This is a genomic window from Bacillus norwichensis, assembly GCF_014836955.1.
In the GTDB taxonomy this organism is placed as follows: Bacteria; Bacillota; Bacilli; order Bacillales; family Bacillaceae_C; genus Siminovitchia; species Siminovitchia norwichensis.
Window position 1 is genome coordinate 52371 of sequence record NZ_JACSPV010000001.1, and the last position, 25025, is coordinate 77395.

The 25025-nt window shown below is 42.2% G+C and carries 23 protein-coding genes; 3 read left to right on the plus strand and 20 right to left on the minus strand.

The genetic code is table 11. The annotated features are described in order from the left end of the window. Positions 1 to 135: 135 nt before the first annotated feature. On the plus strand, positions 136 to 810 hold the full coding sequence (locus H9631_RS00285; protein ID WP_225220766.1) for a FadR/GntR family transcriptional regulator: 675 nt from the start codon (positions 136 to 138) through the stop codon (positions 808 to 810). An 85-nt stretch (positions 811 to 895) separates the two neighbouring features. Beyond that, complete coding sequence (locus H9631_RS00290) at positions 896 to 2119, plus strand: CynX/NimT family MFS transporter (protein WP_191809459.1); 1224 nt, start codon at positions 896 to 898, stop codon at positions 2117 to 2119. Positions 2120 to 2188: 69 nt separating this feature from the next. On the opposite strand, the gene H9631_RS00295 is transcribed toward H9631_RS00290, so the two are convergent. The 5 genes from H9631_RS00295 to H9631_RS00315 form a co-directional block, all read right to left on the minus strand. Then, entirely contained in the window at positions 2189 to 3457 is a 1269-nt protein-coding gene (locus H9631_RS00295) for a dihydrolipoamide acetyltransferase family protein (protein ID WP_191809265.1), read from the minus strand. A 207-nt stretch (positions 3458 to 3664) separates the two neighbouring features. Beyond that, positions 3665 to 4648 carry an alpha-ketoacid dehydrogenase subunit beta gene (locus H9631_RS00300; RefSeq protein WP_191809266.1) on the minus strand — a complete coding sequence of 328 codons (984 nt, stop codon included), beginning with the start codon at positions 4646 to 4648 and terminating at the stop codon, positions 3665 to 3667. A gap of 15 nt (positions 4649 to 4663) precedes the next feature. Continuing rightward, positions 4664 to 5662 carry a thiamine pyrophosphate-dependent dehydrogenase E1 component subunit alpha gene (locus tag H9631_RS00305; protein ID WP_191809267.1) on the minus strand — a complete coding sequence of 333 codons (999 nt, stop codon included), beginning with the start codon at positions 5660 to 5662 and terminating at the stop codon, positions 4664 to 4666. 36 nt (positions 5663 to 5698) lie between these two features. Beyond that, positions 5699 to 7123, minus strand: coding sequence for a dihydrolipoyl dehydrogenase (lpdA, locus tag H9631_RS00310; protein WP_191809268.1), 1425 nt, complete (start codon positions 7121 to 7123; stop codon positions 5699 to 5701). A 65-nt stretch (positions 7124 to 7188) separates the two neighbouring features. Beyond that, complete coding sequence (locus H9631_RS00315) at positions 7189 to 8283, minus strand: Leu/Phe/Val dehydrogenase (RefSeq protein WP_191809269.1); 1095 nt, start codon at positions 8281 to 8283, stop codon at positions 7189 to 7191. Between the two features lie 183 nt (positions 8284 to 8466). Here H9631_RS00315 and H9631_RS00320 point away from each other — a divergent pair, with 183 nt between their 5' ends. Continuing rightward, a complete protein-coding gene (locus tag H9631_RS00320) occupies positions 8467 to 8709 on the plus strand; it encodes a DUF2627 domain-containing protein (protein WP_191809270.1) in 243 nt (80 codons plus the stop codon). Positions 8710 to 9097: 388 nt separating this feature from the next. On the opposite strand, the gene H9631_RS00325 is transcribed toward H9631_RS00320, so the two are convergent. From H9631_RS00325 to accC, 15 genes are all read right to left on the minus strand, one after another. Next, on the minus strand, positions 9098 to 9829 hold the full coding sequence (locus H9631_RS00325) for a glycerophosphodiester phosphodiesterase (RefSeq protein WP_191809271.1): 732 nt from the start codon (positions 9827 to 9829) through the stop codon (positions 9098 to 9100). A 91-nt stretch (positions 9830 to 9920) separates the two neighbouring features. Continuing rightward, positions 9921 to 10703 (minus strand): sporulation transcription factor Spo0A, encoded by a 783-nt coding sequence (gene spo0A / locus H9631_RS00330; RefSeq protein WP_191809272.1) that lies wholly within the window; start codon positions 10701 to 10703, stop codon positions 9921 to 9923. 345 nt (positions 10704 to 11048) lie between these two features. Continuing rightward, complete coding sequence (gene spoIVB, locus H9631_RS00335) at positions 11049 to 12335, minus strand: SpoIVB peptidase (protein WP_191809273.1); 1287 nt, start codon at positions 12333 to 12335, stop codon at positions 11049 to 11051. 120 nt (positions 12336 to 12455) lie between these two features. Then, positions 12456 to 14129: a DNA repair protein RecN gene (gene recN, locus H9631_RS00340; RefSeq protein ID WP_191809274.1), complete on the minus strand. Its 1674-nt coding sequence runs from the start codon at positions 14127 to 14129 to the stop codon at positions 12456 to 12458. A gap of 15 nt (positions 14130 to 14144) precedes the next feature. Then, positions 14145 to 14594: a transcriptional regulator AhrC/ArgR gene (gene ahrC, locus H9631_RS00345; RefSeq protein ID WP_191809275.1), complete on the minus strand. Its 450-nt coding sequence runs from the start codon at positions 14592 to 14594 to the stop codon at positions 14145 to 14147. 167 nt (positions 14595 to 14761) lie between these two features. After that, entirely contained in the window at positions 14762 to 15604 is an 843-nt protein-coding gene (locus tag H9631_RS00350) for a TlyA family RNA methyltransferase (protein WP_191809276.1), read from the minus strand. 4 nt (positions 15605 to 15608) lie between these two features. Then, positions 15609 to 17501, minus strand: coding sequence for a 1-deoxy-D-xylulose-5-phosphate synthase (gene dxs, locus H9631_RS00355; protein WP_191809277.1), 1893 nt, complete (start codon positions 17499 to 17501; stop codon positions 15609 to 15611). A 9-nt stretch (positions 17502 to 17510) separates the two neighbouring features. Next, positions 17511 to 18125, minus strand: a complete 615-nt coding sequence (locus H9631_RS00360; RefSeq protein ID WP_191809278.1) for a hypothetical protein — start codon at positions 18123 to 18125, stop codon at positions 17511 to 17513. A gap of 682 nt (positions 18126 to 18807) precedes the next feature. Continuing rightward, a complete protein-coding gene (locus tag H9631_RS00365; protein WP_191809460.1) occupies positions 18808 to 19668 on the minus strand; it encodes a polyprenyl synthetase family protein in 861 nt (286 codons plus the stop codon). Between the two features lie 20 nt (positions 19669 to 19688). Next, complete coding sequence (locus tag H9631_RS00370) at positions 19689 to 19919, minus strand: exodeoxyribonuclease VII small subunit (protein WP_191809279.1); 231 nt, start codon at positions 19917 to 19919, stop codon at positions 19689 to 19691. Beyond that, entirely contained in the window at positions 19916 to 21268 is a 1353-nt protein-coding gene (gene xseA, locus H9631_RS00375; RefSeq protein ID WP_404801700.1) for an exodeoxyribonuclease VII large subunit, read from the minus strand. The genes H9631_RS00370 and xseA overlap by 4 nt, the downstream gene beginning before the upstream one ends. Before the next feature lie 563 nt (positions 21269 to 21831). Next, on the minus strand, positions 21832 to 22698 hold the full coding sequence (folD, locus tag H9631_RS00380; protein ID WP_191809281.1) for a bifunctional methylenetetrahydrofolate dehydrogenase/methenyltetrahydrofolate cyclohydrolase FolD: 867 nt from the start codon (positions 22696 to 22698) through the stop codon (positions 21832 to 21834). An 11-nt stretch (positions 22699 to 22709) separates the two neighbouring features. Next, positions 22710 to 23096, minus strand: a complete 387-nt coding sequence (gene nusB, locus H9631_RS00385; RefSeq protein WP_191809282.1) for a transcription antitermination factor NusB — start codon at positions 23094 to 23096, stop codon at positions 22710 to 22712. Between the two features lie 129 nt (positions 23097 to 23225). Then, on the minus strand, positions 23226 to 23642 hold the full coding sequence (locus tag H9631_RS00390; RefSeq protein ID WP_160705525.1) for an Asp23/Gls24 family envelope stress response protein: 417 nt from the start codon (positions 23640 to 23642) through the stop codon (positions 23226 to 23228). Between the two features lie 21 nt (positions 23643 to 23663). After that, a complete protein-coding gene (gene accC / locus H9631_RS00395) occupies positions 23664 to 25013 on the minus strand; it encodes an acetyl-CoA carboxylase biotin carboxylase subunit (RefSeq protein ID WP_191809283.1) in 1350 nt (449 codons plus the stop codon). Positions 25014 to 25025 lie beyond the last annotated feature (12 nt).

Below are 25025 nucleotides of genomic sequence, written 5' to 3' on the forward strand. Positions count from 1 at the left end.
GTTGAAATCCAGTTCTTTAGTCACAACTCTTATGTCACCCTCTCCAGAACAAGACGTTTAGTTAATTTACAAAATATCAGTATTCATGATAAAATGTCCCATATACCAATCATCCTACAAGTTGGAGTGTGGATTATGTATAAAAGGGCAAACCGTTTATCCCTAGTCGATCAAGTCATTTCTCAAATGGAAGAATTAATTGAAAATGGGCATTGGCCTGTTGGGCATAAGATACCGTCCGAAATGCTCCTAATAGAAGAATTTGATGTAAGCCGCAATACGCTCAGGGAGGCTGTTCAAGCCTTGGTGCATGCTGGTTTATTGGAATCAAAACAAGGAAGCGGGACCGTTGTTCGTTCTACAAGTGTATTCGAGGCAGCCATGCAACGCCAAATCGAAAAAACCGGTTTAATCGAAACTTTGGAAGTAAGGCTTGCCTTGGAAAAAGAGGCGGCACAGCTCGCCGCAATGCGAAGAGGCGAAGAAGATATTGACAAGCTACGGGGCTATATTGACAAATGCCGTGATGCTGCCGAAAGAAGAAAGTTGGAAGATTTTATAGCGGCAGATATCAAATTTCATCAAGCAATCTTTCAGGCTGCTAAAAACAGCTTGCTGCAAGATTTATATGAACATATGACAAAGCCGTTATACTCTTCAATCAAAGATTTAATGGCGATGGATCCGCAGTTTTGTTTCGAAGAAGAAATACATGATGAACTGTTTAGGGCCATATGTGATCAAGATGTCGAGACTGCAGTGAATGAAGTCAATGAGTATATCGCTCATTTTAAAAAAAGATTGACTTGATGAATCTGTGTTGATATAAGCAACGGATTTTTCGAAAGTTATAGGAGGATGCACTTTGATTAGAAATGGATCAGCCCTGGAGCAAATGCCGGGGCGTGAAGTCAATTGGTTACTATTCATAGGAATTATTTTCATTGGATCAAATTTGAGGGCCCCGCTCACTTCAGTCGGTTCTCTCATTCCATTTATACGTGATGATTTGGGGATTAGCCATGCATTAGCCGGAACAATTACCACATTGCCCCTTCTGGCGTTTGCTTTTCTTTCTCCTTTTGCCCCAAAGATAGCTAAACGATTCGGGATGGAGTGGACTATACTCTTATCATTAATCCTATTAACTATTGGATTAGTTACGCGTTCCATGCTGGGAGCAGGCTTTCTTTTTGGCGGCACCATCATGATTGGTTTGGCAATCGCCGTAGGAAATGTATTATTGCCTGGATATATTAAAATGAATTTTCCTTATAGAATTGGTGTTATGACGGGCATATATGCTGTTTTTATGAATGTATTCGGTGCTTTAGGCTCCGGACTAAGTGTACCGATATCAACGATAAAAGGAATGGGCTGGAAAGGATCGCTTGCCGTTTGGGCTATACTTACTTTCATTGCCATTTTATTCTGGCTTCCGCAATTGCGTAGACAGAATAAACTAACTGCACCAACAGTTGCTGTAAAAAATAAAATGTCCGTTTGGCGTTCTCCTTTGGCATGGAACATCACCTTGTTTATGGGATTACAATCATTGATGTTTTATACTCTCATGACTTGGCTTCCAGACATATTGCAATCTCATGGATTCAGTTCGGCTGGATCTGGATGGATGCTGTTTCTCATGCAGTTTGCTTTGATTCCCATCACCTTTGTCATTCCTGTGATAGCAGATAAAATGAAAAACCAAAAAGTGTTAGCCGGATTAACAGCTTTGCTGTTCTTCCTAGGGATAGTTGCTTTAATGATTGGCTCTAAACCATTACTATACGTATCCGTCATCTTGATAGGAGTCGCCGGAGGCAGTGCTTTCAGCTTGGCTATGATGTTTTTCAGCCTTCGGACAACCGATGGGCAGCAAGCGACGGAACTATCAGGCATGGCCCAATCATTTGGTTACTTATTAGCCGCAATAGGCCCTGTATTATTCGGAGCTTTATATGATATAAGCGGAAAATGGCAGCTTTCTCTTTCCATGCTCATGATTTTATCCGCAGTTATTTTTATTGTCGGAATTGAAGCAGGGAAAGAAAGGGTGATTACGGATAAAACTGCACAAATTGACCCCCTTTCGGAATCTAATCCTGAAAACAGTTAGATGAAGCATACTGTACACATATATAAAAATCCCGTCCTCGAAAATAAAACGAGGACGGGATTTTTCTGATCAATAAACAGATGTATTTTCTCTTGATATATTCTCAAGAATTTCTTTTACTCTTTTCAAGAAATTACCACAGACGAGCCCGTCAAGAACGCGATGGTCCATTGACAGACAAAGATTCACCATATCTCGGGGGGCAATGCCTCCGTTTTTCAATATCACCGGCCGCTTCACAATTGATTCTATCTGCAAAATGGCTGCTTGAGGGTGATTGATGATTCCCATGGACTGCACCGAACCAAAGGAACCTGTGTTATTGACAGTAAAAGTACCACCTTGTATATCATCGGTTCTCAATCTGCCGTTTCTGGCTTTGTTTGCCAGTCCTACTATTTCCTTTGCAATCCCTTTGATGGATTGTTCATCTGCGTTCTTAATAACAGGAACATACAGGACATCTTCATTTGCCACTGCAATAGATAGATTGATATCTTTCTTCTGGACGATAGTGTCACCGGCCCAAACAGAATTAATCATTGGATATTCCCTTAAAGCCTGTGCTACAGCTTTGACAAAGAAAGAGAAGTAAGTTAGGTTAAATCCTTCCTTAAGCTTGAACTCATCTTTGATGGAGTTACGGAATTGGACAAGCCCCGTCACATCTACTTCCACCATCATCCAGGCATGAGGAATTTCCTGTTTACTTCTCACCATGTTTTCCGCAATTGTTCTCCGGAGAGGAGTAATAGGAATCACTGTATCCCCCGAAAGAACCGGTACATGCGCAGGCTGGTAAGCAAAACCATGGTTGGCGGAAACAACTTTCTGTTTTGGCTGGTCACTTGAGTCATCCTTTGTAGGAATCTTTCCGGCATTGATAAGTTTCTGCAAATCTTTCCGTGTAATGCGGCCTCCAAGACCGGTTCCTTCCACCTGACCCAAATCGATGTCATATTCCTGAGCTATCCGGGCTACCGCAGGTGAAAAACGGGCTTTATGCTGATTTTTCATCTCGGCATCGCGGCTTTCCTCAGTTTGCGAAACATTTGCAGTCTCGCCCTTAATCGGAAGCTCTTCCCCTTGATCCGCCTCTATCGCATCAATCGTACATATGATTTCCCCAACTGCGAGTGTTTCGTCTTCCTGAGCAATAATCTCTTGGATAATGCCTGAAAAAGAAGATGGTATTTCAGCATTCACTTTGTCAGTCAAGACTTCAGCAAGAGGATCATATTTTTTAACCTCATCCCCAGGCGCTACAAGCCACTTGCTAATCGTTCCTTCAGTCACACTCTCCCCGAGCTGGGGCATTGTTATATTTTTTACAGCCAAATAAAACAAGCCTCCTTTACTGTATAATCAAAGGTCACCAATCAAATGCGCCTTGGCGTGTTTGCGCCCAGATTTTATCAAGCTCGGCTCAATAAATTCCCTCTGAAAATCTGTGGCATCCGCCAGAGGCTTTAACTTTATTCAACAGGGGGGTGAACCCCCACTGAATGGAATCCAATATGCTTTCATCTCAGCAATTATATGAAGTTAAAACTCTGCAAGCTCCCTCATCGCTTTTTCAATTTTTTCCGGATTAATCATGAAAAACTTTTCCATTGTCGGTGCATACGGCATAGCCGGTATCTCAGGGCCTGCCAGTCTTTTAACAGGCGCATCCAGATCAAACAGACACTCTTCAGCGATGATGGCAGCCACCTCTCCAATGATGCTGCCTTCCTTATTATCTTCAGTAATCAATAATACTTTCCCTGTTTTGGAAGCTGCTTCTATGATCGCTTCTTTATCAAGTGGATAAATTGTACGCAAATCAAGAATATGTGTGCTGATGCCGTCTTTCGCAAGCTTCTCAGCAGCCTGCAGGGCCATATGGACACATAAGCCATATGTAATGACTGTAATGTCATCACCTTCCCGTTTGACGTCAGCCTTGCCAATCGGCAAGACGTAGTCCTTATCAGGGACGTCCCCCTTTATTAAACGGTAGGCCCTTTTGTGTTCAAAAAACAACACCGGATCCTCATCGCGAATAGCTGCTTTCAACAAGCCCTTAACATCGTACGGTGTTGATGGCATGACTATTTTCAAACCAGGCTGGTTAGCAAATATAGCTTCGACCGACTGTGAATGGTACAATGCCCCGTGAACACCTCCGCCGTACGGAGCCCTGATAACAATTGGGCATGACCAATCATTATTTGAACGATATCGGATTCGAGCAGCTTCAGAGATGATCTGGTTCACAGCAGGCATGATAAAATCTGCAAACTGCATTTCAGCAACCGGTCTGTACCCATACATCGCTGCTCCGATTCCAACCCCGGCGATAGCTGATTCTGCTAAAGGAGTATCAATGACCCTTTTATCGCCAAACAAATCATATAAGCCCTGGGTCGCTTTAAAAACTCCGCCTTTTTTTCCAACATCTTCTCCAAGCACAAAAACTTTTTCATCCCGTTCCATTTCTTCCTTAAGTGCGGCCGTAACAGCCTCTATATATGAAATGACTGCCATAAAGCTTCCCCCCTCTTACGCCTTCTCATGATACACATGTTCCAAGGCATCTTCCGGCATTGCGTATGGTGCTTCTTCCGCATAATCCGTTGCCTCGTTCACTTGCGCCATGATCCGGTCATTTATTTCCTTTTCCAGTTCATCATCTATCAATCCATTTTCTCTCAGATAGGAACCGAATAATACAATGGGGTCTTGGCTTTTTGCTTTTGCCATCTCATCCGGAGACCTGTATGTGCGATCATCATCATCAGACGAATGTGGAGTCAACCGATTGCATACAGTCTCAATGAGCACAGGGCCTTCGCCATTTCGGCAGCGGTCAGCAGCTTCTTTCACTGTTTTATAAACTTCCAACAAATCGTTCCCGTCAATGGTGATGCCTGGCATCCCATATCCTGCTGCGCGGTCGGATACTCGTTCGCAAGCAAGCTGCTTTTCAATTGGAACGGAGATGGCATATTTATTATTTTCACACATAAAAATAACCGGAAGCTTGTGTACACCTGCGAAATTGGCTCCCTCATGAAAATCCCCCTGATTGGATGAACCTTCCCCAAAGGTGACGAAAGAGACCGAGTCGCTGCCTTCCATCCTCGCTGCCAAGGCAATGCCCACCGCATGGGGAACCTGTGTAGTAACGGGTGAAGACCCAGTGACAATCCGATTTTTCCTTTGTCCAAAGTGTCCGGGCATCTGCCTGCCTCCAGAGTTCGGATCTTCTGCTTTTGCAAAGCCCGAAAGCATAATTTCTTTTGGAGTCATGCCAAAAGCAAGGACCACTCCAAGGTCTCTGTAATAGGGTAGAACGTAATCTTTTTCCCGGTTAAGAGCATAAGATGCCCCTACTTGCGAGGCCTCCTGGCCTTGGCATGAAATGACAAAAGGAATTTTACCGGACCGGTTCAAGAGCCACATACGCTCGTCAATCCTGCGGGCAAGCAGCATGGTTTCGTACATGCCCAAAACTTCCTGATCGCTTAATCCAAGCTCTTTATGACGGTTTTTTGCCATCCTTTCTACCTCCCGATAGATTCAAGTTTCATGTAATTATATATGTATGGCTCGCCCGTCCACTGCAAGTGCCGCTTCGCCCATCACTTCACTCAAAGAAGGGTGAGGGTGAACGGTTTGTGATATTTCCCACGGAGTTGCGTCAAGAACACGTGCAAGGCCCGCTTCCGAGATCAAGTCGGTCACATTCGGTCCTATCATATGTACGCCGAGAATATCATTTGTTTCCCCATCGGATACAAATTTCACAAACCCGTCGATTTCTCCGAATACAAGTGCCTTCCCAATAGCTTGGAATGAAAATTTTCCAGTTTTGACTTTAAAGCCTTTTTCTTTTGCTTCTTTTTCCGTTAAACCCACGCTTGCGATTTCCGGATTGCTATAGATGCACCTCGGTACATACTCATAATGAAGGAGGGACGGGTTCTCACCTGCAATATGTTCTACAGCCTTTATACCCTCATGAGAAGCAGTATGCGCGAGCTGCATCCCCCCGATAACATCACCTATCGCATATATATGGGATTCATTTGTCTGGTAATATTCATTAACCTTGATATAACCGTTGTCCAATTCAATATCCGTATTTTGTAATCCGATATTGCTGGAGTTTGGCGCCCTGCCAACGGCAACAAGAATTTTTTCTCCGAAGAATTCTTTTGACACTCCATTTATTTCTGCTGAAATTTTTGCCACTCCATTTTCCTTCACGAGTGTTTCAGACAATACTTTCGCATTTGTCATGACGTTAATATTTTTCTTTTTAAAAAGCCGTTTCAACTCATTCGACACTTCCTGATCTTCTGCCGGCAATAGTTGCTCGGCATATTCAAGAATGGTCACTTCCACACCGAAATCTGCAAGCATGGACGCCCACTCAATCCCAATGACCCCGCCGCCAATGATAATGATTGAACTTGGAAGCTGTTCCATTTCAAGGGCTTCATCAGACGTGACAATATATGTACCGTCAATGTCTAAACCAGGAAGTGATTTTGTACGTGAGCCGGTTGCAATGATGACATTTCTCGGAATCAGCATCTCATTTTCACTGCCATCTGTCATCTCCACTGATACAGTTCCAGGTAACGGGGAAAAAATGGAAGGACCCAAAATGCGTCCAAAACCATCATAAACGTCTATTTTACCTTTTTTCATCAAATGTTGGACACCTTTATGAAGCCGGTCAACAATATTCGCTTTCCTCTGCTGGACTTTATTAAAATTCAGAATCGGCTTTTCTGTTTCAACGCCGAACTCTTCACTTTTCTTTATGGTCTGGTATACTTCCGCACTTCTGAGTAATGCCTTGCTTGGAATACACCCTTTATGTAAACAAGTTCCGCCAAGAGATTCATTTTCCACTATAGCCGTTTTCAAGCCAAGCTGAGAAGCACGAATGGCAGCGACATATCCGCCTGTTCCTCCTCCAATAATTACCACATCATACTCCTGGGCCATAAATGTCTCCCCCCTATCTCTCATAACGAGCAATCATGGATTTCAACATGTTACTACTAAAACAATTATATTCTATTGTATAGAATATGCTTATCATTAAGTAAAAATTGTCTTCTTGATTTACGCAATTTTTCAATTCGTTCCTCAGCCATACGATCTGCAGCCATATATGTCGGAATCTCATCACGCTTGGAGATGTTAATTACTTTTTCAACATTATTGTAAATCGTTTCAACCTTCTTCAGTGCACGCTCTTGGTTGTAACCATGAAGTTCATCTGCAACATTAATAACGCCGCCGGCATTTAAAACATAGTCAGGAGCGTACACAATCCCTTTGTCATGAATAATGTCACCATGGCGTGATTCCTTCAACTGGTTATTCGCAGATCCTGCAATCACTTTTGCTTTCAGTTGTGGAATTGTTTGATCATTGATGATCGCACCTAGCGCGCAAGGGGCAAAAATATCTGCCTCTACACCATATATATCCTCAGGATCCACAGGTTCTGCTCCAAAGGCTTCTACGGCACGATTAACCGCCTCTTTATTAATGTCAGTAACAATGAGCTTGGCACCCTCTTCATGCAAATACCGACAAAGCTCAAAAGCCACGTTTCCAACACCTTGTACAGCGACTGTTTTTCCCTCTACTGAATCCGAGCCAAACGCTTCCTTCACTGCCGCTTTCATTCCTACAAAACACCCATAAGCAGTTACTGGTGAAGGATTTCCTGATGATCCAAAGGCAGACGAACCTGTGACAAAGTTTGTTTCTTCATAGATGAGATCCATGTCCTCGACAGTTGTCCCTACATCTTCAGCTGTTATGTAACGTCCATTTAACCCCTCAATAAACCGTCCGAATGCTCTGAACATCTCTTCATTTTTGTTTTTTTTCGGATCACCGATAATGACCGCTTTTCCGCCACCAAGATTTAAACCCGCAGCTGCATTTTTATAGGTCATTCCTTTAGCAAGACGCAATGCGTCATTGATGGCCCCTTCCTCGTCGGCATAGGTCCACATTCTTGTCCCTCCGAGAGCCGGTCCCAGTGTAGTGTCATGAATAGCTATAATCGCTTTTAGCCCTGATTGTTCATCTTGACAAAACAATAGCTGCTCATAATCATTTCGGGCCATTGTTTCAAATATCTTCATAAGAGCTCACTCCATTTTAACTTATTTTCGCCATCTATTCATAAATACATCATTTTACACCAAAAAAATGCCTTGCATCAAAGTTTATGTTTTCACAATTGATTGTAGCGAAAAGCGCGATGCTTGACAAATGTTACCGATAGGATATGATTTTTTTGAGATAATGTTGATAAGGAGATTTCTATGGCTAGAATTATAGCACTCATCATGTTGGTCCTTCCTGGCATCTTAGCGGGTTACGGTATAAAATTAATGAGAGATATGCTTTTTGGTATTTTACAACGCCCGTTCCCTTATTTGTGGATGCAGTTTCTCGGCGGTCTGCTTTTTTTTCTAATAGGCTTAGGCTTTATTGGCGGCTTTATTTTACATCGTGATCGAAAAAGAAATAAAGTTCAGGACCGTTTTAAGAAAAAAGCACGGTAAGATAAAAATTTGCCGACCCCAAAGAATCATACTTGAGCAAAATCGGCACCATCTTAAATTTTACTATGGCAGAAGAAAAGCGCAAGCGTGTTTTATAGGCCCGCGTCGGGGGCAACAAGTGCCGTTTCTTCCTTAGGCCAATTCAGCGGGGTAAATTTGATGCACCTGTTTTTTTCGGTGCAAAATTAGTCAAGCGCTCAGGAAGGACTTCTGCCTTGCAATGGGCGCTCGCAAACTTTGCACGCAACACCCCTGTCGCTTCGCCTGCACTTCCCGTACGTCGAACCAATGCTGGTTTATGGAGGTGGGGCAGGACAGGCATCATCTGAAGTTGAGCCTTACTAAATGAAACCTAAATAAAAGATCTGCGAAAAGCTTGCAGATCTTTTTATTGATATTGCTCTCTCAGTCGGCAAGCCCTCCCCGGATAATCGGTAATGATTGCTGAACAATTGATGGCAAATAATCTCTTCATATCTTTTTCTTTATTGACTGTATATGGCCTGACAGCAACACCGCAAGCCATGGCATTCTCGATTTCTTGATCGGAAATTGATTTCAATTTTGGATGAATACCACTCGCTCCAAGAGACAGCGCATAGTCCCAAGGCTTGTATAAAGCCTCGTTATATAATGGAGCTGTCACAATTGCAGATTCAATTTCCCTGCAGAAGGCCAAGGAATTGTGATTGAATGAAGAAATAATCACTCTTTTTTCCAAACAAAACTCGCGTGTCAATGCTATGACTCTTTCTTCCATACCTCTGTAAGGATTGACCGCATTTTTCAATTCAATATTACATAATAAATTATTTCCTTCAAGCCATTTAAATACTTCGCGCAAGGAAGGGATCCTACAGCTTTTTTTAAAATAGTGAAGGGAATGGTAGTTGGCTTTCAATTTAGAGAGCTCGCTGAATGTAAGCTCATTAACATAGCCGCTCCCGTTCGTGGTTCTGTCCACAGTGAGGTCATGAATCACCACCACTTCTCCATCCGCTGTTAGTTGTACATCAAGCTCAATCCCGTCTGCCCCATCTGTTTCTGCTGCAATGAAGGCTTCCATCGTATTTTCAGGGTGAGTTCCTGCAGACCCCCGATGTGCAAAAATAAATGTCATCTGCTCACCGCCTAAAGTAGGTTAATTACATCATACCCTTTTTAGGCATTATATGCGCGAATAGAGAATTAGCGAGAGACTCATGAATTTTTTAAGAAGCTTTATGCTCTAGTCTTAGCTTATCTGCCACCATCGCAATAAATTCGGAATTTGTAGGTTTAGCCTTTGACATACTGACCGTATAGCCAAACAGAGAAGAGATCGCATCTATATTCCCGCGGCTCCATGCGACTTCAATAGCATGACGGATCGCCCTTTCAACCCGACTTGCTGTCGTATTGAACTTCTTTGCAATGTCTGGGTAGAGGACCTTTGTAATAGCACCCAAAAGCTCAATATCATGATAAACCATTGAAATAGCTTCTCGTAAATATAAATATCCTTTAATATGTGCAGGTACTCCGATTTCATGAATAACCGACGTGATGCTGGCTTCAAGATTTTGAGGCTTTTTGTCTTCTTGGGTTTTTACAGACGGACTTGTTTTAAAGGAAGGCATCCCTTTTTCACTAACATCTCGAATGTGATTAGCCAAATATTCCATGTCAAACGGCTTGAGGATGAAATAAGAAGCTCCAAGCTCCACTGCTTTTGTCGTCACATCTTCCTGGCCGAAAGCTGTTAGCATGATTACATTTGGGAAACGGATGTTGGAATTCCGCAACCTTTCAAGAACTCCAAGGCCGTCCAAATGCGGCATAATAATATCCAGCACTAAAACATCCGGATCCACCTTTTCCAATAGGTTTAGACATTCCTGTCCGTTGTGAGCGGTTCCAATCACTTCAATATCAGATTGTGTTGACATATAATCTTCTAGTAGAGCGACAAGTTCACGGTTATCATCGGCAAGTACAACTTTTATTTTATTCAATTCTCTTCCTCCCCATTATAAAAAAAGAATAAAATTGCTTTTACTATATTCTAACAAACAAATACGCCAATGGAAGGTAAATTCCTTTAAATTCTTTTAAAATAAGGAAAAAATACATATAATACTTAAATTTGCTAATTCTTTCAGACGAATTCGCCATTTTTTGATAAAATGTACTAATTTTTGTCGAATTTTCTTTTTTTCTAAAAAAATAAAGAGTAGGAAAACTGGAAAAACATGGGTAACAGCGCAAGGCGGTCATCCACTTGAATTCAAAACGGAAAAAAATTCTTCTGCGGCGGTCACCTTTCTCCCATAAAAAAGAGGACGCATAATGCGCCCCCGTCAACTGACCTTATCCAAGTTTTGGTGTTCATAAATATCAATGCCCGCCTCATGCAGCATCCATTCGATATGAACTCCGTAACCGGATGTCGGATCATTTACAAAAACATGGGTGACTGCACCGATTAATTTTCCGTCCTGTATAATCGGGCTTCCACTCATCCCTTGAACAATTCCGCCTGTTTTATTCAATAGCCGTTTATCGGTCACTTTTATAACCATTCCTTTTGTTGCCGGAAACTTTTGTGGAACGGTGCTAACAATCTCAATATCATAAGGTTCTACCTGGTTTCCTTCTACAACCGTCAAAATTTTTGCTGGCCCTTCTTTTACCTGATGAGATAATCCAATCGGCATTTCCTTGTCCAATGCCCCATTATTAATGTTCTTCTTTAGTTTCCCGAAAATCCCAAAAGGACTGTTTAAAGTGATATTCCCAATGACATCACGGTTTCCTGAAAAACGAGCCAATTTTTCTCCAGGGTTACCATTTTTCCCTTTTTCAATAGCTGTTACAGTCGATTTTACAATTTGCCCATTTTCAACAACGATTGGCTTTTTTGTGTCAATATCTGAAATGACATGACCCAAAGCCCCGTATTTTTTTGATTTTGGTTCATAAAAAGTCATTGTACCGATGCCGGCAGCAGAGTCCCTTATATATAAACCCAATTTATATTCTTGTTCCTTTTCATCCTTCAGCGGCAGCAGCTTTGTTTGAAATTTCTCTTTTTCACGCTGTACAGTCAGATCTAGTGCTTTACCGCTCTTTCCCGCATCTTCCACAAACGGAGCCACCTGTTCCATTTTCTTAATTTCTTTTCCGTTGATTTTTGTAATAATGTCCCCCACCTGAATTCCTGCATCTTCGCCTGGAGAGCCCTTCTCCGATTTTGTCGAAACTAGATGATGCCCAACAACAAGGACTCCAAGGGTATTAAGCCTAACCCCGATTGATTGACCGCCAGGGAAAACCTTAAAGTTTTTCAGGACATTTACATCAACTTTTTTCACAGGCAATCCAGCTATTTGTAGAAAAAGCTCGTCTTTTCCAGGAGCTTCAGCGGTTAATGAAACAGATTTTGCCTGTTCCGAATACGTAAAGTTCTCAGGAGAATCTGCCATTGTCGAGACGGCTGCACCTTTAGGAATGATCTGCTCCTGTCCTTCCAGCAATGTAATATTTGACGGGATATTAACATATTGCTGAAAAGGCTTGGAAAAGCCTAGAAGAAGAAGTGAAACAAGGAGAAGTCCACCTATCAATTGTCTAAGTCGATCTTTCATACGTCCATTTTCACTCTCCTCGCCTTCTAGTCCACAGTTATAATTTGACCTCAGGAGCCTGCATTTATAACCAGGAGCGTGAAAAAAAGATGTCCAATGAAGGATAGGATTACAAGCTTTTTAATTATTTTTCAATGTATAGGCAAACTCGACCAATTCTTTGGCATGCTTTTTCGTAATCGTGGTGATTTCAGTTCCGGCTATCATGCGGCCAATTTCATTTATTTTCTCGGCTTTATCAAGGTTTTTGATTGCTGTCCGCGTTCTTCCCTCAGTGATCTTCTTCGAAATAAGCAAATGTGTATCAGCCATTGCCGCTACCTGCGGCAAGTGTGATATACAAAGAACTTGCGAGTAATTTGAGATTTGGTGAATTTTTTCGGCCATGGCCTGAGCCACTCTGCCGCTGACCCCGGTATCCACTTCATCAAAGATAACAGATGTGACCCTCTTTGAAAAAATGGTTTTAAGGGCTAGCATAATTCTCGACAATTCTCCTCCCGACGCTACTTTCGATAAGAGCTTCAACGGTTCTCCCGGATTAGTGGAAAGGTAAAATTGCACATCATCCAATCCGTTTATGTTCTCGTCCTGCTTTTGAAAAATAACGTCAAAAACAGTCTTATCCATATACAACACTTTCAATTCCTTTTGAATAGCGCTTTTTAGTTTCTCTGCCCACTTTTTGCGAAGTTTGCTTAATTGAGTCCCAATCTCCAGAACTTCCTCCCTGAGGGAAGCATGTACTTCTTGGAGCTGTTCAATCCGGCTGTCACGGTGAATGATTGATTCCGCTTCTTCCTTTATCTTTTCCAAATAATCAAGAATATCCTCAACTGTAAAGCCATATTTCCGTTTAAGCTGATTGATTTCATTCAACCTAATTTCAATTTCGTTTAATCTTTGAGAGTCAAACTCCAATAAATCAAGTTCGTTTCTCAGTACCCTAGCTGTATCTTCAAGTAAATAAAAACTGTTTGAAACCGATTCGAACATGGCTTTGTAATTATTGTCGATTTCCGCTGCTGTTTCTAGAACACTCATGGCTTGTCCGACAAAATCCAACCCTTTTTGATCTTCTTGAAGATTTTCATACCCAGCTTTCAACGATTCAAACAGTTTTTCATAATTGACCAAACGCTTTCTTTCTTCCTCAAGTATTTCATCTTCATTTAACTTTAAACCGGCTTTCTCAATCTCTTGCACTTGAAACTGCAACAGATCAAGCCTTTGGGCCATCTGTTGTTCATTTTTACTCAATTCGCTGATTTTCTTTTCGACATCAACCAGTTCAGCGTATTTTTTTCGGTAATCAATCAGTGACTTGGCTATTTCATCCTTGCCAAATTCGTCAAGCAGAAATAAGTGCATGGATTCATTCATCAATTCCTGATGCTCATGCTGGCCATGGATATCAATCAGCATGCTTCCTAGATCCCTCAAAACGGTCAATGTCACAAGCTTTCCGTTGATTCGACAGACACTTTTTCCACTGTTTGAAATTTCACGGCGAAGAACCAACATCCCCTCTTCGATTTCAATGCCCAATTCGGCAGCTTTTGCATAGCAGGTATGATTATCATGAACGAAAAAAAGACCTTCAATCTCCGCTTTTGGCTTGCCGTGCCTGACATATTCCGCGGAACCGCGGCCTCCTACCAATAAATGGATCGCATCAATGATAATGGATTTTCCAGCTCCTGTTTCTCCCGTTAAAACTGTCAGTCCCTCGGAGAATGAAATGGATATCTGCTCAATGATTGCAAAGTTTCTGATCGTCAACTCCTGTAGCAAAGACTCCACCCCTAATTAAAGCATGTTAATAAAACGTTCATTGATATCTTTTGCATTTTCGCCTGTTCTGCAAATGATGAGACATGTATCGTCACCACATATACATCCCATGATTTGGTCCCAATCCAGATTATCAATCAGTGCTCCAATTGCCTGCGCATTACCAGGAAGCGTTTTCAGGACCAGAAGGTTTTCCGTACTATCAATACTGACAAAAGAATCCGTCAGCGAGCGCTTCAATTTTTGCAGCGGGTTAAAACGTTGATCCGCCGGAAGACTATATTTATAACGGCCATCCGGCAAAGGTACCTTCACAAGATGCAACTCTTTAATATCCCGGGAAACAGTTGCCTGTGTCACGTTAAAACCTTGATTTTTAAGGTAATCCACCAATTCATCCTGCGTTTCGATTTCTTTATTTCCAATTACTTCACGAATTTTTAAATGCCGTCGTCCTTTGCTCAAATTACCCACCCCGTTCATTTTACAGCGTATTGTATTTTTATACGTTCACTATCAAGTATTATAATGAACACAAAACAATGGCGCAAGCGACTATTAGTTGATGTAAAGAGAATCACTATTAAGCCTGCTGCCGATTTATTCAAGAAAAAAAGGCAATCCTGATTAGATTACCCCTTTTCCACGTTTATTTTATTCAAATGCTCATGGGCATCTTTTACCACATTGGCTGCCGTTACCTGACTCTTATCAGTTCCAGAGCCCTGGCCGCCTTCCCACTTCAAGTGAATTAAAAATTCAATATTCCCTTCTCCACCAGTAATAGGCGAGAAAGAAAGGTCCATGACTTCATAGCCTTCTTTGATCGCAATGTCCTTAATTTTCTGTATGACTTCTTCATGAATTTTCGGATCACGAACAATACCTTTTTTTCCCACCTGCTCTTTTCCTGCTTCAAACTGCGGTTTGATAAGAGCAACTACATCGCTGTGCGGAACAAGCAATGTTTTTAAAACAGGCAATATTAACCTTAGAGAGATAAATGAAACATCAATGGAAGCGAAATCCGGTTTATTACCTGGAAAATCTTCGGGGGTCACATATCGGAAGTTTGTCCTTTCCATAACAACCACACGATCATCCTGACGCAGCTTCCATGCGAGCTGGTTATACCCTACATCAAGTGCATAGGACATTGTAGCACCATGCTGCAGCGCGCAGTCTGTAAACCCCCCTGTAGACGCCCCAATATCTAGCAGCGTTTTGTCTTTGACCGTGAGTTTAAACGTTTTTAGGGCCTTTTCCAACTTTAATCCGCCCCTGCTTACATAGGGCATTTGGCTGCCTTTGACTTTTAGCGGGATATCCGCAATCACTTTCTCCCCAGGTTTGTCCAACCTTGTTTCATTAGAAAAAACAAGACCTGCCATAATGGCTCTCTTTGCTTTTTCCCTTGTTTCAATCAATCCTCTTTCAACTAATAAAACATCAAGTCTTTGCTTACTTACTTTCATCTATTCAAGCCCTTTTTTGTTTTTTTGGCATAAGTGACTTTATTTTAACCACTATATTGTCCGGAGTCATTCCTATTTCATTGAGAAGTTCCTTGACACTTCCATGTTCGATAAATCGGTCAGGTATACCTAAACGATCTATAAATGCATGCTGGTAACCATTGTCATGAGCAAACTCTAAAACAGCACTTCCGAACCCACCTTGAAGAACCGCTTCTTCAATCGTAAGAACTGGAAGATGCGCTCGAAAAATGTCATGCAGCATAGCTTCATCCATTGGTTTGATGAAGCGCGCATTGACGACCTGAACAGATATACCTTGTTTTTCCAAACGGTTAGCTGCCTCGAGTGCCATTGGAATCGTCGTGCCAAATGTCAAAATGGCTGCATCTTTTCCCTTCCTTAACACTTCCCAGGATCCAATCGGAATTTGCTTCAATTCTTGATCCATTGGTACCCCAGAACCATTGCCGCGAGGGAAACGAAGGGTAATCGGACCATCATCATATTTCAAAGCCGTGTTAACCATATGCTGGCCTTCATTTTCATCCTTAGGCATCATTAAGACCATATTCGGCAAATTTCGTAAAAAAGCTATGTCGAATACGCCCTGATGCGTCTCCCCATCAGCGCCAACAAGACCTGCCCGGTCCACACCAATAAACACGTTCAGGTTTTGCCTGCTTATGTCATGTAGTACCTGGTCATAGGCTCTTTGCAAGAAAGTGGAATATATAGCCAAAAAAGGCTTCATTTTTTGTGTAGCTAATCCAGCGGCCATGGTTGCAGCGTGCTGTTCTGCTATCCCTACATCAAACATCCTGTCTGGAAATTCAGAAGCAAAGCCTTCAAGCTTTGAACCGACTGGCATAGCTGGGGTAATGGCTACAATCCGCTCATCCTCCCTAGCAAGCTTCCTGACAGTTTCACTTACCAGAGCGCTCCATGCTGGAGGAGTATTAACAGGTTTAATAAAGTCCCCTGTATCAATTTTATACTGGCCTGTTCCATGCCAGTTACCGATTTTATCGTGCTCGGCTGGGCTGTATCCCTTCCCTTTTTTTGTAATAACATGTAGGAGGACAGGGCCTTTTGTTTTCTTGGCATAGGCTAGGTTTTCAAATAAAGCATCATAGTCGTGTCCATCGACAGGTCCAAGATAAGTAAAGCCAAGCTCTTCAAAAAATATGCCAGATACAAGCATATATTTCAAGCTGTCCTTTACTTTTTCTGCCGTAGCAGCCAGCTTCCCGCCAACAGCAGGAATCTTCTTCAATAAATAATCTAATTCTTCCTTCGCCCATTTATATTTTCCGGCTGTCCGAAGCCTTCCAAGGACATTGTGCAATGCCCCTACGTTAGGCGCAATCGACATTTCATTGTCATTCAGTACAACAATCATATCTTTTTGTTCATGTCCAATATGGTTCAAGGCCTCCAAAGCCATTCCACCGGTAAGCGCTCCATCACCAATGACAGGAATCACATAGCTATTTTCTTTTTTTACATCTCTCGCGATGGCCATCCCCATAGCAGCGGACAAGGAAGTTGAGCTATGACCCGTTTCCCATACATCATGCTCGCTTTCCGACATCTTTGGAAATCCGCATAATCCTTGATATTGGCGTAAAGTATCGAATTGGCTGGCCCTTCCCGTTAGAATTTTATGAACATAAGATTGGTGGCCAACATCCCAGATAATCTTATCTTTTGGGCTGTCAAAGCATCTATGAAGGGCAATGGTCAGCTCGACCACTCCCAAATTCGGACCGATATGTCCGCCGGTTTTTGACAAGGTTTCTATAAGGAAATGTCTAATGTCGGAGCTCAATTCCTCCAATTGTTCTTTGTTCAGACCTTTAAGAAAAGAAGGATCTTTAATTGACATGAGATCCAAAAGGATCACTCACTTTCGTTTCTTGTTTTTTTGCTTCGTTTTTTTCTTCTTATTGTCTTTAATGATTGAAAGATGAAATCTCTCTTCAAGAAATTGCATCAACTTTCCCACACGAAATATTATATCCCGTGAGTGCGAAATGGCAAAAGATTTGCCAAGCGCTTTTCCGCCTAATGTCAATGCTGCAATAAGGCTTGTCAGTCCAACGTTTATTGCATATTCGGCTGGAGAAGCACTGGATAGACCAGCACTTTGGGCTATTTGGATGACAACGAGCGCAGCAGCCGTCCCGCTGATGATGCCGGATATATCCCCTATTACATCATTGCAAAAGCTTGCGACACGGTCGGCATTCCTTACAATACGTATGGAATGTTTAGCGCCGTATATCTTTCTTGAAGCCATCGAATGGAATGGAGTTTCATTTGCGGCAGCTGCAGCAATCCCAATCATATCAAAAAAGATCCCAATTAATACAATAAACAGTACAACAAGAAGACCATAGGTCCACGATACTCCAATCAGTATACCATTGGAAGCAATTGAAAAAATAGCCGCTAACACGAAAGTGATAACGGCAATGCTAATACTCCATTTTATGGAATTTTTTATCAATTCATTCATAATAAACGTTCATTCACCGTTCTTCTTCATTAGCTTGGATGGTCATAAGAAGAGTAAAAATTACGGCTTAGGTCCAGTAGGTTTTCCCAGATAGGTACCGCATGTCGCCATAACGGCGGTTTCCCTTTAAACCCATCTTGGCATTGTCACCAAATGCCAGACTGGATTGCCACTTAGTCCGTACTCTAATCCCCTTCATATGTCCCTTGGAACAGTCTAGGAGATTTCCTCAACAGCCTTTAACCTAGTTCCTAGCCTCTTTTGCAAAACTGATTTCATATGGACTGAAGAAATCAGCACGATGGCCAACCGAACTGTTTTCTTATAACCATAATCCCCTCAAGCTTCACTCAAGGCAGGCTACGCTGCTAGTGATGCCCTTCATCACGTTGCAGGTCTATACTTCACTTTCGCGCAATGCATTTAAGCTAGCCGAACATAGCGAAGCCTCCACGGTAAAAGGGGCTACGCCCACATGCCTTTGCGGATCGCCCTTATACCTTTACTCCCAGCTCCAACCCAAGGCTAGGCTCCTCAAGCCGAAACAAGGAACTTCATCGATGTGCCCTTTAGTGAATTTTTAGGCTCACCTTCAGAACCGGTAGACCGACTAGAATACTGCACCATCCGATAATCTGCAAAAAATTATACCATAACAGGTGTTCTAATACAAACATTAGTATTAATGGGTGCGTTCAGCTATTAGATCAGTGATTTGACTAAGGATTGCAGTATTTACATGTGTTTGGTCAAGTGCTTTTTTTGCCTCTTTAATGTGGAAGAAAAGATGCTCCTTCGCACCTTCAAGTGTAAGAACGGACGGATATGTGCTTTTATGTCTACCAGTGTCACTTCCTACTGGTTTTCCCATCACTTCTTCATCGCCTGTCACATCCAGGATGTCATCGCTGATTTGGAAGCTCAAACCTAAATGATGTGAAAATTGTTTAAAGAAGTCCAACTGCCGGCTGTCGGCGCCGCCTATAATAGCTCCCGCAAGAACACTGAATGTTAGAAGCTTACCAGTTTTATGAATATGGATATATTCAAGTTCACTGATTCCCAGTTCTTTATTCTCGCCTTCCATATCGGCAACCTGACCTGCGACCATCCCTTCCGGACCTGCACACTTAGACAGCAAGCTGAGCAGTTCAGCTTTTTGACCAGCCAGTAAATGTTGATCGTCGGCGATTAACTGAAAGCTGTATGTAAGGAGCCCATCCCCTGCTAAAATGGCCATTGCTTCACCAAACACTTTATGATTTGTTGGTTTACCCCTTCTGAGATCATCATTATCCATACTTGGGAGATCATCATGGACCAATGAATAAGTATGAATCATTTCCAGAGCAACAGACGTTGCCAATCCAGCCTCCGACTTTTTCCCAAAGGAGTCCAGTACAGCAAAAAGCAGAAGAGGCCTGATTCTTTTTCCTCCAGCTTCAAGAGAATATGCCATTGCGTCCTTCAATATAGACGGAGCATCAAGCCGAGAGATACACTCCTCTAGTTCCTTGTTTAAAATTTCCTTGTGTCTTTCCATGAAGTCATTCAAAATATCCGTCAAGCTTGATCCTCCTCACTAACTTGGAACTCTTCTTCACCGTTTTCTGTTAAAACCTTCGTCAACTTTTCCTCAGCATATTTTAACTTATCATGACAGGTTTTGGAAAGTTCCATCCCTTTTTGATATATTTCAAGTGCTTCTTCCAATGGGATATCTCCTTCTTCCAACCTTTTTATGATTACTTCAAGCTGCTCTAGAGCTTCCTCAAAAGTCAGTTTCCCGCTCATTCTTTTGCACCTTCTTCTTTATTATCGATTGTACAATTCAGTTTTCCATCTACAAGAGTCAGCACCAATTTATCCCCGATTTCCCCCTGGTGGACACTTTTTATGAGCTTTCCCTCTTCTGTATGTGCCACGTTAAAGCCTCTACGAAGTATACTTAAAGGGTTCAGAGCGTCAAGTGTAGCCGTTTTCCCCATAAATTCGGTAATTTTCGATTTAATGACCGCATGCACTTCCTGCTGGAGTCTTTTTTCAGCTCGTTCAGCCCGTTCTTTATTCATTTCCACCAGTGCAGAGGGATGACTTCTTGCAAGCCGGCTGCTCAGTTCTGCATAACGGTTTTTTTTCTGAACAATAATATGGTTATGTGCTGTTTGAAGGGTTTCTTTCATTCTGTCAAGCTGCTCCCATTTTTGCTCGTACAGCTTATGGGGGTTTCTCAGTATGTAAGACTGCTCCATATAATTCAATTGATTTCGCCTTGTTTTGATGATGGCTCCCATGGCTTGATAAAGCCGGGCTTTCCGCTGCAAAAGCTGTTCTAAGAGATCTTCGATATGAGGAACTGCCAATTCCGCTGCTGCTGTAGGAGTTGCGGCTCTAAGATCGGCAACAAAGTCTGCAATCGTCACATCTGTCTCATGACCGACCGCGGAAATAACAGGAATGCGTGATCCGAAGATCGCCCTTGCTACTACCTCTTCATTAAACGCCCATAATTCTTCAATAGATCCCCCACCGCGTCCAACAATTAAGACATCGGCAACATTACCTGCATTTGCTTTCTGTATTGCTTCGGCGATTGTCTTGGAAGCAAGTTTCCCTTGTACAAGGGCAGGGATAACCAATATTTGTCCCATGGGATATCTGCGTTTGATCGTGGTGATAATATCCCGGATTGCAGCACCTGTAGGAGAAGTAATGATACCTATTACCTTAGGAAAAGCCGGAATGGGCTTTTTAGATTCCCTCGAAAACAGTCCTTCCTTTCCAAGCTTTTCTTTCAATTGTTCAAAAGCAAGAAAAAGTTCACCTATTCCATCAGGCTGCATCTCTTGAACATAGATTTGATATTGCCCGCTCATTTCATAGACGCTTATGCTTCCTCTAAGAAGAACATTCATGCCGTTTTCTGGGATAAACTTCATTCCAGAAGCATTTCTAGCAAACATAACAGCCATAATCCGTGCATCTTCATCTTTCAATGTAAAATACATGTGGCCGCTTGAGTGTTTTTTAAAGTTGGAGATTTCTCCTTTAACATACACCTGCTCCAAGTGAGGGTCTGCATCAAATTTTCTTTTTATATATTTCGTTAAAGCTTTTACCGTCAAATATTCTGGATGTTGAATGTCCAAACTGCTCCCCTCCACTTCTTGTAGTATCAAGTGACGTACAGGATGTACTAGCGCAAACGATGCGACAGGACATCGCCTCATCCATGCACCTTCATTTTCTATTTTACACCGATTACCGTGTTTATGCCTTTTGTGATTTAATGAAGAAAATTAAAAGGCGCGCAGTCATAGGCGACAAGCACAAGGCGAATTTTAATGAGGGAGGAAGTCCCTTACCCACCACAGCAAAGCTACTCATGTTCATTACATCGTGAAAAACTGATGTTTCATGACAGCTTTGTGACGAAGGAAACAATGATTCCTTGAACTGTACAGCAGGAGTACATTCTGACAAAATAAACTTCTGCGTGATTTGGTCCCTATGCCATGGGGCCTCTGCGTCTAATACTTCTTGTCCGTCGGCAGGCTCAGATCGCGACATCCTGTCGCTGGAGAAAGATAAACCTTCCCTTGAATAAAATTTCCCATAACAAGTTATACTTTCATTACTCACAAAAAAGCTGCCTCTTTTTTATAGTCGACAGCTTCTAGCAATTCATATTATATTCTACTATTATTTAATTGTCATTGCGATCATTTAAACGCTTTTGTGCTGATTTTACAGTATTATACAAAAGCATTGTAATTGTCATTGGTCCGACTCCACCAGGAACCGGTGTTATATGAGAAGCTTTGTTTTTTACATCTTCAAAGTCGACATCACCGCATAATTTGCCGTTTTCATCTTTATTCATGCCGACATCAATGACTACAGCCCCCTCCTTCACATGATCAGCTTTAACCATTTTCGCTCTTCCAACAGCTGCTACAAGAATATCCGCCTGTTGTGTGAAAGATTTCAGATCATTCGTTCTTGAATGACAGTATGTAACTGTTGCATTTTCATTCAACAACAATTGTCCCATCGGTTTTCCCACAATATTACTTCTGCCAATGATGACAGCATGTTTGCCCTCAAGATTAACGCCAATGTATTTCAGCATTTGCATGACTCCAAAAGGTGTACATGGCAAAAATGTTTCTTGTCCAGTCATCATCTTTCCGATATTGATAGGATGAAACCCATCTACGTCTTTTTCCGGAGAGATGGTTTCAATGACTTTTGTCTCAGAAATATGTGGAGGGATTGGAAGTTGGACCAAAATGCCATGGATGGTGTCATCTTCATTCAATTCCTTGATTTTATCAAGAAGCTCCTTTTCGCTCACATCTGCTGGATATTCAATCAGCACAGATTCCATTCCGATAGCTCTGCAGCTTTTTTGTTTGGATGTCACATAGGTGCGTGATGCAGGATTATCTCCAACCAGAATGACTGCAAGGCCAGGTTTTACACCTTTGGCTGTCAGTTCAGCCACTTCTATTTCAAGCCCTTTTCTTATTTCCTGAGATATTTGTTTTCCATCGATCAGCTTTGCTGTCATCGTCATTCCTCCTACTGTTCTTCCCCGTTGATTTTCGATAAAATTCCATTGACAAACTGTCCCGATTTTTCATCTCCGAATGTTTTCGCTACTTCAATCGCTTCATTTATAGCCACATTTGGAGGAACCTCAGTAAATTTTAATTCATATGTTCCGACACGCAGCACATTCAAGTCAACCTTGCCTAGCCGGTCAAGAGACCACTTTTTCAGATGGCTACTAATTTCTTTGTCGATCTCTTTCAAGTTAGCAGCAGTACCCATAATCAAATCATGCAAGAAATCATCAGATTCTCCATCTTGCAGCACATTCCTCAAGGCATCTTTGGGAGGAATATCGCTCATATCTATTTGAAATAAGGCCTGCAAAGCTTTTTCGCGCGCTTCTCTTCTTTTCATTTTCAAAAAAGCTCCTTTAGTCTAGGCATTTCAGCCATTTGAGTTTTTCTTAGCTTACCACACAAGAAGAAAAACAAGCATTCGGTCTGCCATTTAAAAATGCCAAAGGGGTTTCACCTTTGGCCTGGTCTATTCCGTCTCAAATTCTTCTTCAGATTCCTGTTTGCTTTGATCGAATGTCACACCAACAATATGGATATTCACTTCTTCTACTTCCAGTGCCGTCATGTTGAACAATGCCTGGCGAATATTATCCTGAACTTTTTGGGCAACCGACGGAATCGAAACACCGAAGTTCATAATACAATATACATCCACAATGATTCCTTCTTCAGAGAGTTCCACCCGGATTCCTTTTCCGTGGTTTTTCTTTCCGAGTCTTTCAACCACTCCAGATGCAAAATTGCCCCTCATTTGAGCGACGCCTTCTACTTCTGAAGCGGCAATACCAGCTATTACTTCAATCACTTCAGGAGCTATTTCAATTTTCCCGTGATCCTGTCCGCTTTCTTGCGTCATTTCGAGCATGTTCAATTGATCTTCCATTAAAGGCACCTCCGTTTATTTTTAATTCATGACTGAATGCAGTTCCAGAAACTTCGTATTGAAGTCTCCACTCACAAACGTTTCATTTTCCAGCAGCTTCAAGTGGAAAGGAATAGTCGTGTGAACCCCTTCAATGATGAACTCCTCAAGCGCACGTTTCATTCTTGCGATGGCCTCTTCCCTTGTAGAACCATAGGTAATCAATTTAGCAATCATGGAGTCATAGTAAGGCGGGATCGTATATCCAGGATATACACCTGAATCCACACGTACTCCCATCCCTCCTGGAGGCAAGTACATCTCAATTTTTCCCGCGGAAGGCATGAAGCCTTTTTCTGGATTTTCAGCGTTGATCCGGCATTCGATAGACCAACCACTAAACTCAACATCCTTCTGTTTCACCGACAATTCTTGGCCTGATGCAACTAGGATCTGTTCTTTAATCAGATCAATCCCTGTTACCATTTCAGTGACGGGATGCTCCACCTGAATTCGTGTGTTCATCTCCATAAAATAAAATTCCTGATTTTTATGGTCATAAATGAACTCAACTGTTCCCGCACCAGTATAATCAACCGCTTCTGCCGCCTTTACAGCGGCCGTTCCCATAGTTTCTCGCATTTCTTCATTGAGTGCTGGGGACGGAGTTTCTTCCAAAAGCTTCTGAAGCCTGCGCTGAATTGAACAGTCTCTCTCTCCTAAATGGATTGTATTCCCATGTGTATCTGCCAATACTTGAATTTCAACATGGCGGAAATCATCGATATATTTTTCGATATACACCCCTGGATTTCCGAATGCGACAGCTGCCTCTTGCTGAGTGATTTCAATCCCTTTAATTAACTCTTCTACCGTTTTAGCCACTCGAATTCCACGGCCGCCGCCGCCCGCTGTGGCCTTAATGATTACAGGATATCCAATTTCCTCAGCAATTTTCTTTGCCTCATCAACCGTTTCAACAATTCCATCGGAGCCAGGTACAATTGGTACTCCTGCGGCCTTCATTGTTGAACGAGCAACATCTTTTGTCCCCATCCTTGTTATGGCTTCTGGGCTCGGCCCAACAAAAATGATATTGCATTCGCGGCATACCTCAGCAAAATCCGCATTTTCAGCTAAGAACCCATAGCCAGGATGAATGGCGTCACATTCCGTCAATTTAGCAACACTGATAACATTGGCTGAATTCAAATAACTGTCTTTGGAGGCTGTAGGCCCGATGCAATAAGCCTCATCTGCCAATTGCACATGCAATGCTTCTTTGTCGGCTTCAGAATATACAGCAACTGTTTCTATATCCAGTTCCATGCAAGCGCGTATAATACGGACAGCAATTTCTCCCCTGTTTGCTATTAAAAGTTTCTTTATCATTTATTTCGCTCC

What these genes read in the sequence shown, in the direction of transcription:
- H9631_RS00320 (WP_191809270.1), top strand. Translation starts at nt 8,467, where the DNA reads ATGGCTAGAATTATAGCACTCATCATGTTGGTCCTTCCTGGCATCTTA.
- H9631_RS00370 (WP_191809279.1), bottom strand. Translation starts at nt 19,919, where the DNA reads ATGAGCGGGAAACTGACTTTTGAGGAAGCTCTAGAGCAGCTTGAAGTA.
- H9631_RS00360 (WP_191809278.1), bottom strand. Translation starts at nt 18,125, where the DNA reads ATGAATGAATTGATAAAAAATTCCATAAAATGGAGTATTAGCATTGCC.
- nusB (WP_191809282.1), bottom strand. Translation starts at nt 23,096, where the DNA reads ATGAAAAGAAGAGAAGCGCGCGAAAAAGCTTTGCAGGCCTTATTTCAA.
- H9631_RS00300 (WP_191809266.1), bottom strand. Translation starts at nt 4,648, where the DNA reads ATGGCAGTCATTTCATATATAGAGGCTGTTACGGCCGCACTTAAGGAA.
- H9631_RS00390 (WP_160705525.1), bottom strand. Translation starts at nt 23,642, where the DNA reads ATGGAAGATCAATTGAACATGCTCGAAATGACGCAAGAAAGCGGACAG.
- folD (WP_191809281.1), bottom strand. Translation starts at nt 22,698, where the DNA reads ATGACAGCAAAGCTGATCGATGGAAAACAAATATCTCAGGAAATAAGA.
- H9631_RS00325 (WP_191809271.1), bottom strand. Translation starts at nt 9,829, where the DNA reads ATGACATTTATTTTTGCACATCGGGGGTCTGCAGGAACTCACCCTGAA.
- H9631_RS00305 (WP_191809267.1), bottom strand. Translation starts at nt 5,662, where the DNA reads ATGGCAAAAAACCGTCATAAAGAGCTTGGATTAAGCGATCAGGAAGTT.
- H9631_RS00285 (WP_225220766.1), top strand. Translation starts at nt 136, where the DNA reads ATGTATAAAAGGGCAAACCGTTTATCCCTAGTCGATCAAGTCATTTCT.
- lpdA (WP_191809268.1), bottom strand. Translation starts at nt 7,123, where the DNA reads ATGGCCCAGGAGTATGATGTGGTAATTATTGGAGGAGGAACAGGCGGA.
- H9631_RS00315 (WP_191809269.1), bottom strand. Translation starts at nt 8,283, where the DNA reads ATGAAGATATTTGAAACAATGGCCCGAAATGATTATGAGCAGCTATTG.
- H9631_RS00290 (WP_191809459.1), top strand. Translation starts at nt 896, where the DNA reads ATGCCGGGGCGTGAAGTCAATTGGTTACTATTCATAGGAATTATTTTC.
- H9631_RS00365 (WP_191809460.1), bottom strand. Translation starts at nt 19,668, where the DNA reads ATGGAAAGACACAAGGAAATTTTAAACAAGGAACTAGAGGAGTGTATC.
- H9631_RS00350 (WP_191809276.1), bottom strand. Translation starts at nt 15,604, where the DNA reads ATGAAAGTAAGTAAGCAAAGACTTGATGTTTTATTAGTTGAAAGAGGA.
- spoIVB (WP_191809273.1), bottom strand. Translation starts at nt 12,335, where the DNA reads ATGAAAGATCGACTTAGACAATTGATAGGTGGACTTCTCCTTGTTTCA.
- accC (WP_191809283.1), bottom strand. Translation starts at nt 25,013, where the DNA reads ATGATAAAGAAACTTTTAATAGCAAACAGGGGAGAAATTGCTGTCCGT.